We start from the raw sequence: 16451 nt of genomic DNA on the forward strand, positions 1-16451 counted from the left end.
GCGCGGGTCTGGTTGCGCTACCGCCCGCCGGGGCCGCCGGAACGCACCGGCCGGCTCCCGTTCGCCGCCCGGGTCTCCCGCGCGCTGTCCAGGCTCTCGGCACTGCGGCCGGTGCCCTCGGACCGGTCGCCCTCCAGCCGCTTGCGAGCCCGGTAGGCCGCGACGTTGGCCCGGGTGGCACACCTGTCCGAGCAGTACCGTCGGGAGCGGTTGGTGGAGGTGTCCAGGTAGGCGTTGCGGCAGGGCGCGGACTGACACAGGCCCAGACGGTCCGCCCCGTGCTCGGTGAGGTGGAAGGCCAGGCCCATGCAGGCGATCGCGGAGAAGCCGGCGGCCACGTTGGACGCGGACTCGGCGAGGTGCATGTGCCAGCGGGGACGACCCTCCTCGTCGAGGTAGTCGTGGCCGGAGATCTGCGGACTGACGGGGTACTCCAGCAGCAGCGAGTTCAGCAGGTCCACGGCGAGCGTCTGGTCGCCTCCGTTGCTCGCGTCGGCCGCCTCGAAGACCGCCCGCAGCCGCGCACGTACCGCGCGCAGACGGGTCACGTCGCCGTCCGTGGCCCGTCTGGCTGCGCTGGAGTCCTCGCCGAGGAGCTCACGGACGGCTTGCACGGACGTCAGGGTGTCCTTGCCGCGGGTCGGAGACTCGCTGTTGACCAGACGTACGGCATAGTCGGAGTAATGGGCCAGTTCCACTCGTAGTCCTTACGGGCAGGCTTCTGGGGGCAACGGTGACACCAGGTAACGGCTACATCCACTTCGAGGGTATTACGTGTGGCCCCTCCTCAGCACCGCCGTGCACGACCCACCGCCACCGCGTCCCCGGCCACCGCCCTGAGCCCGGGCCCGCCGACAACGCCGCAGGGGCGGTACGGAAGTTCCGTACCGCCCCTGCGGCTAAGCGGGCACCCCAGCTCACGCTGCTGGCCGGGGCGCCGGCTCGTGAGCTACGGCGGGCCACGCTGGGCGCACATCGCCCCGCTGACCGGTCCTGGCTCAGCGCCGTTCGAAGCCCGCACCCAAGGAGCACTGGCCGGCGCGAACGCCACCCGAACCGGCGCTAGAGCACCTTGGACAGGAACGCCTTCGTCCGGTCGTGCTGGGGGTTGCCCAGGACATCGCGCGGGTTGCCGGACTCGACCACGACGCCACCGTCCATGAAGACCAGCGAATCACCCACCTCGCGGGCGAAGCCCATCTCGTGGGTCACGACGATCATGGTCATTCCGGACTCGGCGAGGTCTCGCATGACGTCCAGGACGTCACCGACCAGCTCCGGGTCCAGGGCCGAAGTGGGCTCGTCGAAGAGCATCAGCTTCGGCTCCATCGCCAGCGCGCGGGCGATGGCGACGCGCTGCTGCTGGCCGCCGGAGAGCTGGGAGGGGTAGTTGCCACCCTTGTCGCCGAGGCCCACCCTGTCCAACAGCTTGACTGCCCTCTCCCGTGCCACGGCCTTGGACTCGCCCTTGACCTGGACGGGCGCCTCCATGACGTTCTGGATCGCAGTCATGTGGGGGAACAGGTTGAAACGCTGGAAGACCATGCCGATGTCCCGGCGCTGAGCCGCGACCTCGCTGTCCTTCAGCTCGTAGAGCTTGTCGCCCTTCTGCCGGTAGCCCACCAGATGGCCGTCCACATAGAGGCGACCAGCGTTGATCTGCTCCAGATGGTTGATGCAGCGCAGGAAGGTCGACTTACCGGAACCGGACGGACCGACCAGGCAGAACACCTCCCGCGGGGCCACTTCGAGGTCAATGCCCCGAAGGATGTGCGCAGCGCCGTAGGACTTGTGGACGCCCTCAGCCTTCACCATGGCCGTCACTTGGCCACCTCCGGACGTCGGAACGTGCCGAGGGTCTTCTTGACCTTCTCCCACGGCGTGGGCGGCAGGCTACGCGTGGAACCGCGCGCGTAGTAACGCTCCAGATAGTACTGACCGACGCTGAACACGCTGGTCAGGGTGAGATACCAGATGGAGGCAACGAAGAACATCTCCATGACCGCGAAAGAAGTCGAGGCGATGTCCTGTGCAGCCCTGAGCAAGTCCGGATACTGCACGGCGATCACCAGAGAGGAGGTCTTCAGCATGTTGATGAACTCGTTGCCGGATGGCGGCACGATCACCCGCATGGCCTGCGGCAGGACGACTCGCCGCATGGTCTTGGTCTGGGACATGCCCAAAGCATGCGATGCCTCGGTCTGCCCCTCGTCCACTGACTGGATTCCGGCCCGGACGATCTCCGCCATGTACGCGCCCTCGTTAAGGCCCAGACCCAGGAGGGCGGCCAGGAAGGGGGTCATGACATCGGTCATCTCGTCCTTGTAGAACCCCAGGTTGAGCACCGGGAAGATCAGGGCGAGGTTGAACCAGATGAGGAGTTGAACGTAGACCGGCGTCCCCCGGAAGAGCCAGATGTACAGCCACGAGATAGTGCTGGTCACCGGGTTCTTGGAGAGCCTCATGACGGCGAAGACCACACCGAGCACCAGGCCGAGCACCATCGAAGCGACGCTGATGAGGATCGTGTTCCACAGACCGCTCAGAATGCTGGGGGCGAAGAGCTTCTCCGGCACCGTCGCCCAGCGGACGTTGCCCTGCCCGAAGGCGAAGCCCAAGGTCACGAGTAGGGCAATGGCGACGAAACCACTGACCCAGCGTCCGTAGTGCCGGACGGGGATGGCGCGGATATCCTCCGGCGGGACGGGGCCGGGGGGCGGGTTACCCGCCCCCGCGGGGACCTTGTCGAGCTTGTCAGTCACAGCGACTGCCCTTCAGAACTGCGCGCGATCAGGAGCCGGCGTTGACGGAGGCCTTGGTGACCGCGCCGTCCGCGGCGCCCCACTTGTCCAGGGCTGCCTTGTAGGTGCCGTCTGCGATCGTCGCGTCCAGTGCGGCGACGAGAGCGTCCCGCAGCTGAGTGTTCTTCTTGTCGATGGCGATACCGAAGAGACCAGCGTCGGACTTGTTGGCAACTGCTTCGAAGTCGTTGCCACCGCCCGCCGTCTTCGCAATGTACGCGGCAACCGGGGAGTCGTTCAGGTCCGCCACGGCGCCACCTGCCTTGACCCGGGTCTGCGCCTCGGCATCGGTAGCGAAGGACTCGATGGCCAGGTTGCCCTTGCCGTCAGCCTTGCACTTGGCGGCCTGGTCCTTGGCGGCCTGCTCATAGGTAGTGCCGCGCTGGACCGCGATCTTCTTGCCGCACAGGTCATCCAGGGACTGGATGTTCTGCGGGTTGCCCTTCTTGACCAAGATGCCGGTGGAGGCACTGAAGTAATCGACAAAGTCAACGCCATTGCCAGTCTTCTTGCCCTGGTCGTCCAGGCCCTCCTGGCGAGCCTTAGTGTCCGTCATCGACGACATCACCAGGTCGGTGCGTCCGGTCGGCAGCGAGCCCAGCAGGGTGTCGAAAGTTCCGGAGGTGAACTGGAACTTCACGCCGAGCTGGGCACCGAGGGCCGCCGCGATGTCGGGGTCGACACCGACGATCTGCTCGCCCTGCTTGAACTCCATCGGAGCGTAGGTGGCGTCCGTGCCGACCTTGATGACACCGGCGTCCTGGATCTTCTTCGGCAGCTTGTCGAAGAGCGGGGCGGTGCTGGACTTGCCGGCTTCCGGGGAAGCGGCGGTGTTGCTGTTGGCGCTGTCGGTCTGGTCGCCGCACCCGGTCAGGAGCAGGGCGCTGGTGACCGCGATCGCGCCGACCGCGGCGATCTTGGACCGGGCGGTGGTCGTACGACGGGTGGTGCTTGCGGTCATGAGCTGGTTCCTCCGGCAGGGTGGAAAGCGGCCGAAAACGGTCGGGCACACATCTTCGAGTGTCGCGACCTCATGTGATTACGGCATCTTGCCATTCGGACGCACGAATCCGGACGGCTTGCCAGGTCAAAATCGGATAACAGGTGCCCCAGGTTGCCCAACATCACTGCGGAGCTTGGGCTGCACCACCGAAACTTCTGCTGTGTCAAGGCTAATTTGCGTTACTTTTTTCCTCTCACTTTGGCGGACCGACACACCCACCTTCACTTTTCCGGGCAATCGGACATTTGACCTAGAGTTGAGACGGAATCGACTCGTCTGACCGAGTGTTCTTCAGGTAGAACGGATCGTTACACCCCTCATCCGGGGCTCAGGGCGCGTGTGCGGCGCGCCCGCGCGTACGAACCTCCTCTCCGTACCGGTGGGACGACACCACTCCCGCCGGGCCGGAGAACGAACGCGGTGCCCGCCCACCCCTCATCCAGGAGTGGCCACCCTCAAACAATGAAGACTTAAGGGGTCAAGAAGTGGCAGCGGAGATCGTCAATCCTCGCAGCGACAGCGTCACGGACAACGGTCCGGAAGGTCCGGATGCAGCATTCGCGCTCCACCGCGGCGGGAAGATGGCCGTGCAGGCCACCGTCCCGGTCCGCGACAAGGACGACCTGTCCCTCGCCTACACGCCGGGCGTCGCCAAGGTCTGCAGTGCCATCGCCGAGCAGCCCGAGTTGGTGCACGAGTACACCTGGAAGTCCAATGTGGTCGCCGTCGTCACTGACGGCACCGCCGTGCTCGGGCTCGGCGACATCGGGCCCGAAGCCTCCCTCCCGGTGATGGAGGGCAAGGCCATCCTGTTCAAGCAGTTCGGGGGCGTGGACGCGGTCCCGATCGCGCTCGCCACCACGGACACGGACGAGATCGTCGACACCGTGGTGCGCATGGCGCCTTCGTTCGGTGGAGTGAACCTGGAGGACATCTCGGCCCCGCGGTGCTTCGAGATCGAGCGCAAGCTCCAGGAGCGGCTCGACATCCCGGTCTTCCACGACGACCAGCACGGCACCGCGATCGTGACGCTGGCGGCACTGCGCAACGCCGCACGGCTGACCGGTCGGACCCTCGCCGACCTGCGCGCGGTCATCTCCGGCGCGGGCGCCGCGGGCATCGCCATCGCCAAGTTCCTGTTGGAGGCCGGCATCGGCGACGTCTGCGTCACCGACCGCAAGGGCGTCGTCTCCCAGGACCGTGAGGTCCTGACGGACGCCAAGCGGGAGATCGCGCAGATCAGTAACCGGACCGGTCTCAGCGGCTCGCTGGAGACCGCCCTCGCCGGTGCCGACGTCTTCATCGGCGTCTCCGGCGGTACGGTCGCCGAGCCCGCGGTGGCCTCGATGGCCAAGAACGCGTTCGTGTTCGCGATGGCGAACCCCAATCCGGAGGTCCACCCGGACATCGCGCACCGGTACGCGGCGGTGGTGGCCACCGGTCGCAGCGACTTCCCGAACCAGATCAACAACGTCCTCGCCTTCCCCGGCATCTTCGCGGGTGCCCTGAGGGTGCGGGCCTCCCGCATCACCGAAGGAATGAAGATCGCCGCTGCCGACGCCATCGCCGGTGTCGTCGGTGACGAACTGTCGGCGGACTACGTGATCCCCTCCCCGTTCGACGAGCGGGTGGCGATCGCGGTGAGCAACGCGGTGGCCGCGGCTGCCCGCGCGGAGGGCGTCGCCCGCCGCGCCTGAGCGGCACCCCTGCGGTTCACGAGGGCCGCACCCGTCACGAGGACGGGTGCGGCCCTTTCGCCTGTTCGCCCCGGCCACCGCCCGACCCCGGCCCGACAGCCGTCCGGCGCCTGCTGGCGTACGAGCCCGCCCGAAGGGCCCGCGGGCCGGAAAGACCCCGTTCTGGTCCCCGACGCCGAGGGTTCACACCACCCTGTTGTGATGCGCACGCCAAATCCACTCCAGCAGGAGGCATTTGTGAATCTGGTCGTCAACGGCGACGCGGAGAGCGGACCCGGCGGCAGCGCCACCCCGGTCACCTCGGTGACCGGATGGACGCTCGCCCAAGGAGCCCCCGCCCTGGTGAACTACAGCCTCGGCGGCGGGTACCCCACCCCCTCCGACCCCGGCCCGGCCCAACGCGGCAGCCGGTTCTTCTCCGGCGGCAACAGCCCCCACACCTCCCTCGTCCAGGACCTCGACCTGCCCGCGGACGGGCCCACCGGACGCGCCGCCGTCGACTCGGGCCAAGTGAGCTACGCGCTCACGGGCTGGCTGGGCGGCTACCTGGGCCAGGAGGACGGAGTCCGGCTGACCGCCGAGTTCCGCGACGCCAAGGGCATGCCGCTGGCCCTGTCCGTGCTGGGTCCGGTCACCGCCGGCGAACGGTCCTCCCGCACCGCCCTGCTGGAGCGCCGGGCGCACAGCACCGTGCCCCCCGGCGCCCGCACCGCCCGAGTCCGCCTGGACTTCACCCGGGCGGGCGGCACCTCCAACGACGGCTACGCGGACGCCATCAGCCTCGTACTGACCACCTCGAACACCCCTGGGGGCCGGGCGTGAAACTGGACCGACGCAACCTGCTCAAGGCCGCCGGCGCCGCCGGGGCCCTCAACCTCGCCTGGCCGCTGAGCGCCGGCCTCTCCCCCGCTCAGGCGCGCTCAGCCGCCGAGGCCCTCGGGGCCGTCTACGACCCGGCGCCCTTCACCCTCGGCGTCGGCTCCGGCGACCCCCAGCCCGGCTCGGTGGTGCTGTGGACCCGTCTCGCACCCGAACCACTCGCCGCCGAGCAGCCGTTGGACGAGGTCGTCGAAGTGACCTGGGTCCTGGCCGAGGACCCGGACCTCAGCCGGGTCGTGGCCCGCGGCACCCATCCGGCCTCCGCGACGCTCGGCCACAGCGTGCACGTGGCGGTGGGGGGCCTCGCCCCCGACACCCGGTACTGGTACGCCTTCCGGGCCCTGGGCCGCACCAGCCGCGTCGGCCGCACCAAGACGGCGCCGCTCGGCCCGCTCTCCTCCGCCCGCTTCGCCACAGCCAACTGCCAGGCCTTCCACGACGGCTACTACGCGGCCCACCGGGGCATCGCCGCCGAGGACCTCGACTTCGTGATCCACCTCGGGGACTACATCTACGAGCACGGTCCGGTGTACGGGGACCACGTCCGCGACCACGACGCCCCGGCCACCTACACGCTCGCCGACTACCGCCGCCGGCACGCGCTGTACAAGGGCGACCCCTCGCTACGCGACGCGCACGCCGCCCACCCATGGTTCCTGACCTGGGACGACCACGAGGTGGCCAACGACTACAGCGGCACGAGCGGCGGCGCCCCCTTCCTCAGCCGGCGTTCGGCCGCCTACCAGGCCTGGTACGAGCACCTGCCGCACCGGGACGCCACCGCCTCCGGCGGGGCGGGCCTGCCCGACCCCGAGATTCACCGGGTGCGTCGCTGGGGCGACCTGTTGGAACTCACGGTGCTCGACCTGCGCTCCCACCGCTCGGCGCAGAACCTCGCGCAGGGCACGATCCTGGGTGCGGGACAGAAGGCCTGGCTCAAACAGAACATCAGTGCCGCGCCCGACAGTTGGCACATCTGGGCGAACTCGATCATGCTGAGCCAGCTACGCTCCCGGCCCGGCGGCTCGTACATGTTCACCGACCAGTGGGACGGGTTCCTCGCCGAGCGCAAGGAGGTCCTCAACCACGTGCACAACACCGGGATGGAAGACCTCGTGGTCCTCACCGGCGACTGGCACTCGGCCTTCGTCGACGACATCCGCCCGGACTTCGACAACACCTCCTCGCCGGTGATCGGCACCGAGTTCACCGCCCACTCCGTGACCTCCGGCGGCTACTCCGCGGACTGGAACCGCACCAACGGGCCGGTGATGGGCCGGGCGAACCCCCACCTGAAGTACTTCGAGGGCAACCGCTACGGGTACGACGTCTACGAGGTCACCCCGCAGCGGCTCTCGGCGCACCTGAAGGTGATCGCCGACCGGCGCGACCCACAGTCCCCGGTCTCCACCCTGACCACCTTCCACGTGGACCGCGGGCAGCCCGGATCGTACGAGGACCCGGCCACGAAGAACTCTCCTGCGCAGTACCGCAGGGACCTCTGAAGGCCAGCGGACCGATCGACGGTAGACGCGTGTCACACCGGGCGGCGGTTCCGGTGGGGCACGCGTCCGCCCTATGTTCGGGGGCATGTTCGCTGCCTATGCCGCCCGAATCGACCGTGCCCAGCCGTTGACCGGCCTTGAACTGGGCGAACGACCTGCGCCACAGCCCCGACCCGGCTGGGTCACCGTGAACGTCAAAGCCGCCTCCCTCAACCACCACGACCTGTGGTCGCTGCGCGGGGTGGGACTCGGCGAGGACAAACTCCCGATGATCCTCGGCTGCGACGCGGCCGGAACGGACCAGGACGGCAACGAGGTGGTCCTGCACTCGGTGATCGGCCAGAGCGGCCACGGAGTCGGGCCAAACGAGCCGCGGTCGATCCTCACCGAGCGCTACCAGGGGACCTTCGCCGAGCAGGTGACGGTACCGGCGTGGAACGTGCTGCCCAAACCAGCCGAGCTCACCTTCGAGGAGGCCGCCTGCCTGCCCACGGCATGGCTGACCGCGTACCGGATGCTCTTCACCAACGCCGGCGTCCGCCCCGGTGATTCGGTGCTCGTCCAGGGCGCCGGCGGTGGGGTGGCGACGGCGGCGATCGTGCTGGGCCGGGCTGCCGGACTCCGGATGTTCGCCACCAGCAGGGACGAGGCCAAACGCAAGCGCGCCCTGGAGCTGGGCGCCCTGGAAGCGCACGAGCCGGGGGCACGGCTGCCGCAGCGGGTCGACGCGGTCATCGAGACGGTGGGCGCGGCCACCTGGTCCCACTCGGTGAAATCGCTTCGCCCCGGTGGAACCCTGGTCATCTCGGGAGCGACCAGCGGCGACCGCCCCGCGCACGCCGAGCTCACCCGGATCTTCTTCCTGGAGCTGAAGGTCGTCGGGTCGACGATGGGCACGAAGGACGAACTCCAGGACCTGCTCGCGTTCTGCGCCACCACCGGAGTGCGCCCGGTGATCGACGAGGTGCTACCGCTGGACCGGGCCCGGCAGGGTTTCGAGAAGCTGGCATCCGGTGACCTGTTCGGCAAGGTCGTGCTGACCGTCTGAGCCGACGGGGCCCCCTGACGCCGGGCGACCACGGCGGGCGCCGGCCCCCGTGATCCGGTCAAGCCGCCATCAGGAGCGGGCTGCCGTGGTGCGAGAGCCACCTGCGATAGGGCGCGGCGGCCAGGGCCGCGTCACGGTAGGAGGCCCGCAGGTCGGCGAAGACCTCCCACAGGCCCGGTGCGCCGGGCGCGCAGGCCAACAGCAGTCGTACCGCCAGGGGGTCCCCCGCCAGCGGGCGAATGGCCATGTCCTCGCGCGGCCCTGAGGTCGGCTGGCAGGGCGCCACCGCCTCGCCGGTGACGATGAGTGAGGCGGCCGTGTGGTAGTCGCCGTGCAGGAAGGAGGGGCTGAAGCCGGCCGTGGTCAGGACCCGCCGCAGTCCCTCCCACTCGCCGTCCACCGAGGGGTCCACCATCCAGCGGTCGCCGGCGAGGTCCGCGAGTTCGACCACCGGGTGCCGGGCCGCCGGATGGTCGGCCGCCATCGAGACGAACTGCGGTTCCCTCTCGACCAGCACGCGTAACTCCACTTCGGGCGGCACCCGGAGAGGACAGCCCTCCACTTCGTGGACGAAGGCCACGTCCAGCCCGCCGTCGGCCACCCTGCGAAGCAGGGCGTTCGCCGAGACGTCCACCCGCAAAGAGGTCTCGGTGTCCGGAAGCCTGCGGTGCAACCTCCGCAACCAACCGGGCAACGCCCTGCTGGCGGTGGAGCCGATGCGCAACCGCGGTCCGTCCGCACTTGACCTTTCCGCCGCGGCCCGCGCCTCCGCGATCAGTTCGCTCATCCCGTCGACCAGTGGCCGGGCCCGTCCCAGGACCGTGCGACCAAAGAGCGTCGGAGTGCAGCCGGTGCGCTCGCGCAGGAACAACTCCTCACCCAGAGCCCTCTCGATGCGCTGCAGTTGCGTGGTCAACGACGGTTGGCTGACGCCTAGTTGACGAGCAGCCTTATGGAGGCTTCCGGTGTCGGCGATGGCGCACAGCGCGCGAAGGTGCCTCACTTCCAGCTCCATGCCCCGAGGGTAGAGCGGCCCCCCAGGCCGCACCAGCCACTAATGACGCATAGAATTCCGCCATTTTTACGGCAGTTGGCGCTTGCGGTTCCTCGTCGATAGTCCCGCGTTATCGGGCGCTGGCATCATCCGCCGGGCGCTCCGCCTCCTCCACACTCCGGTGAGCGGCCCTACCCAGGCCGCACCCCCACGAGCTCTTCGAAGGAGCCCCCATGCGCCGATTCCGCGCCGCCGCGCTCGCCTCCATACTCGGTCTGGGGCTGAGCGCCCTTGGTGTCGCGACCCCCGCCGTCGCCGCCGCACCCTCCGCCGGCCCCTCCTCGTACCGCGCCTACGAGACCTCCCGCGAGAACGTGGAAGCCAACAAGGCGTTCTTCCAGGCGGTCATGAAGTCGGTGGCGAGTAAGCGCGCCGCCAACCCGGGCGCCCTCTCGGTCACCGTGCGCTACAACGCCCGCTACGCACCCAGCTTCCGCAACCAGATCGCTGCCAGCACCCAGATCTGGAACGGCTCGGTGAGCAACGTGCGTCTGGTCGAGAGCAGCAGCGGCTACGACTTCGCCTACTACGAGGGCAACGACTCCCGCGGTTCGTACGCCAGCACCGACGGCCACGGCCGGGGCTACATCTTCCTCGACTACCGGCAGAACCAGCAGTACAACTCCACCCGGGTGACCTCACACGAGACCGGTCACGTGCTCGGTCTTCCCGACCACTACTCGGGCCCCTGCAGCGAGCTGATGTCGGGTGGTGGCCCCGGCACCTCCTGCCAGAACGCCTACCCGAACTACAACGAGCGCTCCAGGGTCGACCAGCTGTGGCGCTACGGGCTCGCCGCCGCCACAGCCAGCCTGGCCCGCTGACACCGCCCCATCCCCACTGATCGCCCAGGGGCCGACGCCCGGTGCACGGGCAGTCGGCTCCTGCTCGCCCGGCTGCCAGCGAGGGGGGCGGTCAGCCCGGTTCGTTGCCCGCCGGCCGCTCCTCGGGGACGTACGCCGAACACTCGGGGTTACGGCACGGGCCGGCCCGCCATTCGGGCACGAACGCGCCGAGGACCTTGCGGCGGTGCACCACGGTCCCGACGTGCCTTCCACAGCTCGGGCAGCTCAGCCCGGCATCGGGCGCGGGTGTCATCCGCTCCCGCTCCGTTTCGCGCATGTCTCCACGGTAGGTCAGCGAAGCCGCCGGTACGAGCTGACGACAGTTCCACCCGCGAAGGCACGGACGTCGGTGAGCTCGACCTTCCGCCGCCCGAATCCGGCGGTGGAAAGCGGCATCCCGCTGCCGAGGAAGACCGGATAGGTCTTCAGGACGAACTCGTCGATCTCCTCCACCAGCTCCCCCGCCAGCTGTGCACCACCGCACAGCCAGATGTCGAGCCCGTCCCCGGCCTTGAGTTCCCGGACCCGGGCTGCCACATCCGCTGAGACGATCTGCACCGCCGGATCGGGGGACTGCGCCAGACTCCGGGAGACCACGTACTGGCGCAGGTGCGCGTACGGACTCGTGATCCCCGCCTTCAGCGCGCACTCGTAGGTGTTGCGGCCCTGGATGACGGTGTCGAAGCGGCGGGCTTCGAAGGGCCCCAGTCCGAGCGGGCCGTGGACATGGGTCGGCAGGGTCTCCGGCCACTGCGCCTTGAGGTACGCGATGAGCTCGGCGTCCAGGTGGTCGTTGAAGAACTCAGCCTCGCCCGTGGGGTCGCCTATGAACCCGTCCAGGGAGCACGCGATGAAGTAGGTCAGTTTGCGCACGGGGGCTCCTGTGTCACGCCGCGGGCGACGGGCCGTCGCCGTGGCCGGGCTTTCGCCACATGGGCCACATGTGTGGCCCCTCGGGCAGGTCGACGGTGACGCCGGTGAACTCGAATCCGAGCCGCTCGTACAGGCCGCGGCTACGGGCGCTGCTGGCTTCCAGGTAGGCGGGGGTGCCCTCGCGGTCGCAGCGCTCCAGTACCGGACGGATCAGCTCGGTGCCCAGCCCCTGCCCCTGGCGTTCGGGCGATACGGCGATCATCAGCAGGTACTCGTGTTCTTCGGCGGTGGGGTGCACGGCACCGGTCAGCCGCCCCACCAGTTCGCACCGTTCGTTGTCGGGATCGGCCACCGCGCGCATCCGTGCCGGCACCCCGTCCTCGTGTTCCGGCTCGCCGGCCGGGACCCGGAGCCACAGGGCCGCGCAGGAACCGTCCGTGGCGAGGTCGATCCTGCCCTCGGCGAGGGTGACGTCGACGAAGACGCCGAGGAACCGGCTGTGCACCGCTCGCCGGTGCGTCTCGTCGGGGAACACCCAGCTGCTGACCGGGTCGTTCTGGAACGCTCCGTCGAGCAGCGCGGTGACCGCCGCGCGGTCGGCCTCCCCCGCCTGGCGAATCTGGATTCCCACAGCCGTCCTTCCCTCACGCCTCTTGCGGATCGCGGACCTCTGCCGGCTCCGCTTCAACCTGCCGCCCTGATACTAGAGTTGGTTGCTTCCGGCCAATCGACCGCATGCTCCAGGCCACGGCGGGGCGCATCCCGGCCGCCGCCGCGAGGAAGAGCACGCCCAGGAGCAGCCAGCCCGGTACCCCCCAACTGACGATGAGCGTCGTGAGGAGCAGCGGGCCTAGCATCCGGGCCACCGGAATTCCACTTCCGAAGAACCCCTGGTACTGCCCGTGCCGGCCGGCCGGCGCCAGATCGAAGCTGATCTGCCAGGCGCCTGCCGACTGCATCATCTCGCCGGCCGCCTGTACCCCGGCCGCGGCCACCAGGAGGGCGAGCGCCGCCCAGGCGGGCAGCCCGGCCAGCGCGGTCAGCGCGAAGACCGCGCAGGAAATCAGCATCAGGAAGCCGCCACGGGTCACGGTGCGGGTGGCGGTGCGCAGATCGCGCACCCCACGGGCGGTGCGGACCTGGAAGAGCATCACGGCGGCCGTGTTCAAGATGAGCAGCAATGACACGGTCCAGCCGGGCGCCTCGGTCCGATCAGCGATCCACAGCGGGATGGCCAGGCTGATGAGGGGCATCCGCAACATCAGGACCATGTTCAAGAAGGTGACCACGGCATACGGCAGGTCGCGCAACACCTCCAGTCCCCCGCCGTCGGCGCTGCGGGGTTGCTCGGTGCCGGCGGGGACCGCTGCGGCGGCGGGCAGTCGGAGCAGCATGCCGGCACACAGCAGGAAGGCCGTGGCGTCCAACAGGAAGACCCCGAAGTACGCCTGTCGGGAACCGAGGTGGAGGGCGACACCGCCGAGGGCGGCACCCACGGCGAGGCCGGCGTTCAGGGTGGACTGGAGGTAGGCCAGCACCGAAGTGCGCTCGGCGGGTGGCACCAGTGCGGCCAGGAGCGCTTGGCGTGCCGCGGCGAGGCCGGTCTGGGCCGCGGCGTAGAAGCAGGCGGCGACCAGGAAGGGCAGGAAGGAGCGGACGAACAAGAAGGCGGTGACCGAGATCGCGGTGGCGATCGCCAGCAGGACCGCGGCCGTGCGTGGTCCGCGCCGGTCAGCCAGGTGCCCAAGCGGCACTCCGGCGAGCGCTCCGACTCCCCAGGCAAGGGTTAGCCCCAGACCGATCCGCTCGGGCGGCAGTCCCACCACACGGGTGAAGTAGAGGGCCGAAGTGACGTAGTACGCCCCGTCGCCGAGGGAGTTGACGAACTGGGCTGCGGCGAGCGTGCGCGCCGGGCCGGCGGGCGGGAGTACGCGAAGGGGCATGCGCTCACGCTAGACAGCCGAAGGGCCCACCACCAGGCACTTTTGAGTACCGAGTGGCGGGCTCCGGCGGGGTGCCCGTCGCCCCGTTGGGTCACCCCGCCGGCGCCCGAACGGTCAGGGCGCCGGCGGGGGCCGGACGGTTTGTGGCCGGTGGCTCACATCGTCCTCCGGGTGACGAATTCGGCCAGCGAGAGCAGCCCTCCCGCCGCCCCGAGGTCCGGTACGGCGCGCGAGAGTTGCTGGAGGGCCCTACCCATCCGGTCGGCCGCCTGGGCCTGCGCCCAGTCCCGTCCGCCGGCCCGCTCCACCGCCTCCGCGGCCGGGGTTACATCGGCCCGGGACATCGGTCCGGCGTACAGCTCGGCCAGTTGACGCCCTGCCGGGGTGTCGGAGGTGAGGGCGGCGACGACCGGCAGGGACTTCTTGCGGGCCGCCAGGTCGGCGCCCGCCGGCTTACCGGTGTGTTCTGGATCGCCCCAGATTCCGATGAGGTCGTCGATCAGCTGGAAGGCGAGGCCGGCTTCCCGCCCGAAGGCGTCCATGGCGTCGACCTCTTCCGCCCCGGCCCCCGCGTACAGCGCGCCGATGGCGCAGGCGCAACCGAGCAGCGCCCCGGTCTTGGCCGTGGCCATCTCCAGGCATTCCGCCAGGGAGACCTCCGGGCGCTCCTCGAAGGCGCAGTCCGCCTGCTGCCCGGCACACAGTTCGATCACGCAGGCCGTGAGCCGGGTGGCTGCCTGCCGGGATGCGGGGTGGGGGTCCTGGGCGAGGAGCCCGAGGGCGAGCGAGAGCATGGCGTCACCAGTGATGATCGCGTCCGCAGTGCCGAAGACGGTCCACGCGGTCGGTCGTCCGCGCCGCTGGGTGTCCTCGTCGATGACGTCGTCGTGCAGCAGCGTGAAGTTGTGCACGAGTTCCACGGCCGCAGCCGCACGAACCACCGGGTCGTCCGCGCCGGCGGGGCCCCCGAGGGCCCGTACGGCCGCGAGTACCAGTGCGGGACGGATCGCCTTGCCCGCGTGGCTGGCGGTGGGGGCGCCGTCCGCCGCCTCCCAGCCGAAGTGGTACATCGCCACCCGCCGCATGGTGGCGGGCAGGCTCTCCACGGCCCGCCGGAGCTCTGGGTTGACGCTGCTCCTGGTCCGCTCCAGCAGGGCCGCTGCCTCGTGTCCGTCAGTGGCGGATTCGGTCATGGCCAAGGTGTGCGCTGTCCTCTCCGGTCTCTCGATGCTCCCCTGGCTGTCGGCCGCCTCAGCTCCAGCGGCCGATCTCGACGTTCTCCAGGACACCGAGGGCGTCCGGCACGAGCACCGCGGCCGAGTAGTAGGCGGTGACGAGATAGGAGATGATCGCTTGTTCGCTGATGCCCATGAAACGGACCGACAGGCTCGGCTCGATCTCGTCGGGGATGCCGGTCTGGTGCAGCCCGATGACGCCCTGTTCGGCTTCCCCGGTTCGCAGGGCGATGATCGACGTGGTGCGTGCGTCGCTGATCGGGATCTTGTTGCACGGGAAGATCGGGACACCGCGCCAAGCGGGCACGTGGTTGCCCGCCACGTCCACCGAGTCGGGGTAGAGGCCGCGCTTGTTCAGCTCGCGTCCGATGGCGGCGATGGCCTTGGGGTGGGCCAGGAGCATCTTGGTGCCGCGGCGCATGGCGAGCAGCGAGTCGAGGTCGTCCGGGCTGGGAGCGCCGTCGTGGGGCTGGATACGCTGGTCGTAATCGCAGTTGCTGAGGAGCCCGAACTCGGCGTTGTTGACCAGTTCGTGTTCCTGGCGCTCACGCAGCGCCTCGACGGTGAGCCGCAGCTGCTGCTCGGTCTGGTTCATCGGCTGGTTGTACAGGTCGGCGACGCGGGTGTGAACGCGCAGCACGGTCTGGGCGACGCTGAGCTCGTACTCGCGGGGGCGAGCGTCGTAGTCGACGAAGGTACCTGGCAGGGCGGCTTCTCCGACGTGGCCGGAGGAGAGGTCGATGGCCGCCTCTCCGTACTTGTTGGTGCGCTGGGCGGGCAGCGCGCGCACCTGCTCCACGTGTCGGGCCAGGGACTCCACCCGGTCAGCGAGTAACAGGAAGTCCTGGCGGGAGAGGACGAGCGCGGTGCCGGAGGTGGCGGCTCGGGCGGTGTACTCCCAGATGGCCCCCTCCTCGGTGAGGCTCTGGTCACCGAAGTACGCGCCGTCGGCGAGGGTGGCGAGAACGGCGTCGTCCCCGTAGGGGCCCGGCCCCACCTTGTCGACCCGCCCGTGGGCGAGCAGGAAGACCTGGTCCGCCTCGCTGCCGAAGGAGGTGAGCTCCTCTCCGACCGTGAAGTCGCGTTGTTGGCAGCGCTGGGCGAGCTCCTCCAGCACGTCGACGTCCTCGTAGCCGCGCAGGGCGGGAAGTTCGCCGAGCTCGGCCGGGATCACCTGCACCCGGTCACCGGTCTTGATGAACGTCACCCGCCCGTCCCCGACGGAGTAGCTGAGCCGACGGTTCACCCGATAGGTGCCGCCCTGCACCTGCACCCAGGGCAACATCCGCAGCAGCCACCGCGAGGTGATCTCCTGCATTTGGGGCGCGGACTTGGTGGTGGTGGCCAGGTTCCGTGCGGCTGCGGTACCCAGGCTGCGCTGCGACTGCTGCCCCTCGCGAACCTCGGAACCGGTCTGGACCGACATGTGGCATTCCCTTTCGATCACGCATGGATCTGCGATCTGCAGCCGGTGAGCTGCGTGAGGAAGCCTTCCAGGACAGGGAGTGACACGACTATTACACAAATGGGTGGGACTAGTCGGACCGTACTTGGGCAGCCTCATGGAT

The 16451-nt window shown here is 69.4% G+C and carries 16 protein-coding genes; 5 read left to right on the top strand and 11 right to left on the bottom strand.

What is annotated here, in order from left to right; genetic code table 11:
- Nucleotides 1-17: 17 nt before the first annotated feature.
- From ACFYMC_RS09885 to ACFYMC_RS09900, 4 genes are all read right to left on the bottom strand, one after another.
- A complete protein-coding gene (locus ACFYMC_RS09885; protein WP_388521545.1) occupies nt 18-698 on the bottom strand; it encodes a CGNR zinc finger domain-containing protein in 681 nt (226 codons plus the stop codon).
- A 364-nt stretch (nt 699-1062) separates the two neighbouring features.
- On the bottom strand, nt 1063-1824 hold the full coding sequence (locus ACFYMC_RS09890) for an amino acid ABC transporter ATP-binding protein (RefSeq protein ID WP_388521548.1): 762 nt from the start codon (nt 1822-1824) through the stop codon (nt 1063-1065).
- Nucleotides 1821-2762, bottom strand: coding sequence for an amino acid ABC transporter permease (locus ACFYMC_RS09895; RefSeq protein WP_388521551.1), 942 nt, complete (start codon nt 2760-2762; stop codon nt 1821-1823). The genes ACFYMC_RS09890 and ACFYMC_RS09895 overlap by 4 nt, the downstream gene beginning before the upstream one ends.
- A 28-nt stretch (nt 2763-2790) precedes the next feature.
- On the bottom strand, nt 2791-3762 hold the full coding sequence (locus ACFYMC_RS09900; protein ID WP_388521553.1) for an ABC transporter substrate-binding protein: 972 nt from the start codon (nt 3760-3762) through the stop codon (nt 2791-2793).
- Between the two features lie 527 nt (nt 3763-4289).
- On the opposite strand from ACFYMC_RS09900, the gene ACFYMC_RS09905 reads away from it, so the two are divergent.
- The 4 genes from ACFYMC_RS09905 to ACFYMC_RS09920 all read left to right on the top strand — a co-directional run bounded on the left by ACFYMC_RS09905 (nt 4290) and on the right by ACFYMC_RS09920 (nt 8933).
- Nucleotides 4290-5501: an NADP-dependent malic enzyme gene (locus ACFYMC_RS09905; protein ID WP_388521556.1), complete on the top strand. Its 1212-nt coding sequence runs from the start codon at nt 4290-4292 to the stop codon at nt 5499-5501.
- Between the two features lie 237 nt (nt 5502-5738).
- A complete protein-coding gene (locus tag ACFYMC_RS09910; RefSeq protein WP_388521832.1) occupies nt 5739-6323 on the top strand; it encodes a phosphoesterase in 585 nt (194 codons plus the stop codon).
- Nucleotides 6320-7885 carry an alkaline phosphatase D family protein gene (locus ACFYMC_RS09915; protein ID WP_388521559.1) on the top strand — a complete coding sequence of 522 codons (1566 nt, stop codon included), beginning with the start codon at nt 6320-6322 and terminating at the stop codon, nt 7883-7885. Before ACFYMC_RS09910 ends, ACFYMC_RS09915 begins: the two co-directional genes overlap by 4 nt.
- An 85-nt stretch (nt 7886-7970) precedes the next feature.
- A complete protein-coding gene (locus tag ACFYMC_RS09920) occupies nt 7971-8933 on the top strand; it encodes a zinc-binding dehydrogenase (protein WP_388521562.1) in 963 nt (320 codons plus the stop codon).
- A gap of 58 nt (nt 8934-8991) precedes the next feature.
- On the opposite strand, the gene ACFYMC_RS09925 is transcribed toward ACFYMC_RS09920, so the two are convergent.
- Nucleotides 8992-9948, bottom strand: a complete 957-nt coding sequence (locus ACFYMC_RS09925) for a LysR family transcriptional regulator (RefSeq protein ID WP_388521564.1) — start codon at nt 9946-9948, stop codon at nt 8992-8994.
- 212 nt (nt 9949-10160) lie between these two features.
- On the opposite strand from ACFYMC_RS09925, the gene snpA reads away from it, so the two are divergent.
- Nucleotides 10161-10811, top strand: coding sequence for a snapalysin (snpA, locus tag ACFYMC_RS09930; protein WP_388521567.1), 651 nt, complete (start codon nt 10161-10163; stop codon nt 10809-10811).
- A gap of 91 nt (nt 10812-10902) precedes the next feature.
- Here the strand turns inward: snpA and ACFYMC_RS09935 are convergent, their stop codons facing one another.
- The 6 genes from ACFYMC_RS09935 to ACFYMC_RS09960 all read right to left on the bottom strand — a co-directional run bounded on the left by ACFYMC_RS09935 (nt 10903) and on the right by ACFYMC_RS09960 (nt 16309).
- On the bottom strand, nt 10903-11109 hold the full coding sequence (locus tag ACFYMC_RS09935) for a hypothetical protein (protein WP_388521570.1): 207 nt from the start codon (nt 11107-11109) through the stop codon (nt 10903-10905).
- Nucleotides 11110-11123: 14 nt separating this feature from the next.
- The gene (locus tag ACFYMC_RS09940) at nt 11124-11705 is read right to left on the bottom strand and encodes a dihydrofolate reductase family protein (protein WP_388521573.1); all 582 of its coding nucleotides are present in this window, start codon (nt 11703-11705) and stop codon (nt 11124-11126) included.
- Nucleotides 11706-11718: 13 nt separating this feature from the next.
- Nucleotides 11719-12336 (bottom strand): GNAT family N-acetyltransferase, encoded by a 618-nt coding sequence (locus ACFYMC_RS09945; RefSeq protein ID WP_388521576.1) that lies wholly within the window; start codon nt 12334-12336, stop codon nt 11719-11721.
- Between the two features lie 13 nt (nt 12337-12349).
- Nucleotides 12350-13648, bottom strand: a complete 1299-nt coding sequence (locus tag ACFYMC_RS09950) for an MFS transporter (RefSeq protein WP_388521578.1) — start codon at nt 13646-13648, stop codon at nt 12350-12352.
- Nucleotides 13649-13803: 155 nt separating this feature from the next.
- Nucleotides 13804-14841, bottom strand: coding sequence for a family 2 encapsulin nanocompartment cargo protein polyprenyl transferase (locus ACFYMC_RS09955; RefSeq protein ID WP_388521581.1), 1038 nt, complete (start codon nt 14839-14841; stop codon nt 13804-13806).
- Between the two features lie 58 nt (nt 14842-14899).
- Complete coding sequence (locus ACFYMC_RS09960; protein ID WP_388521584.1) at nt 14900-16309, bottom strand: family 2B encapsulin nanocompartment shell protein; 1410 nt, start codon at nt 16307-16309, stop codon at nt 14900-14902.
- Between the last annotated feature and the right edge of the window lie 142 nt (nt 16310-16451).

The organism is Streptomyces sp. NPDC006879, from assembly GCF_042869595.1.
Taxonomy (GTDB): domain Bacteria; phylum Actinomycetota; class Actinomycetes; order Streptomycetales; family Streptomycetaceae; genus Streptomyces.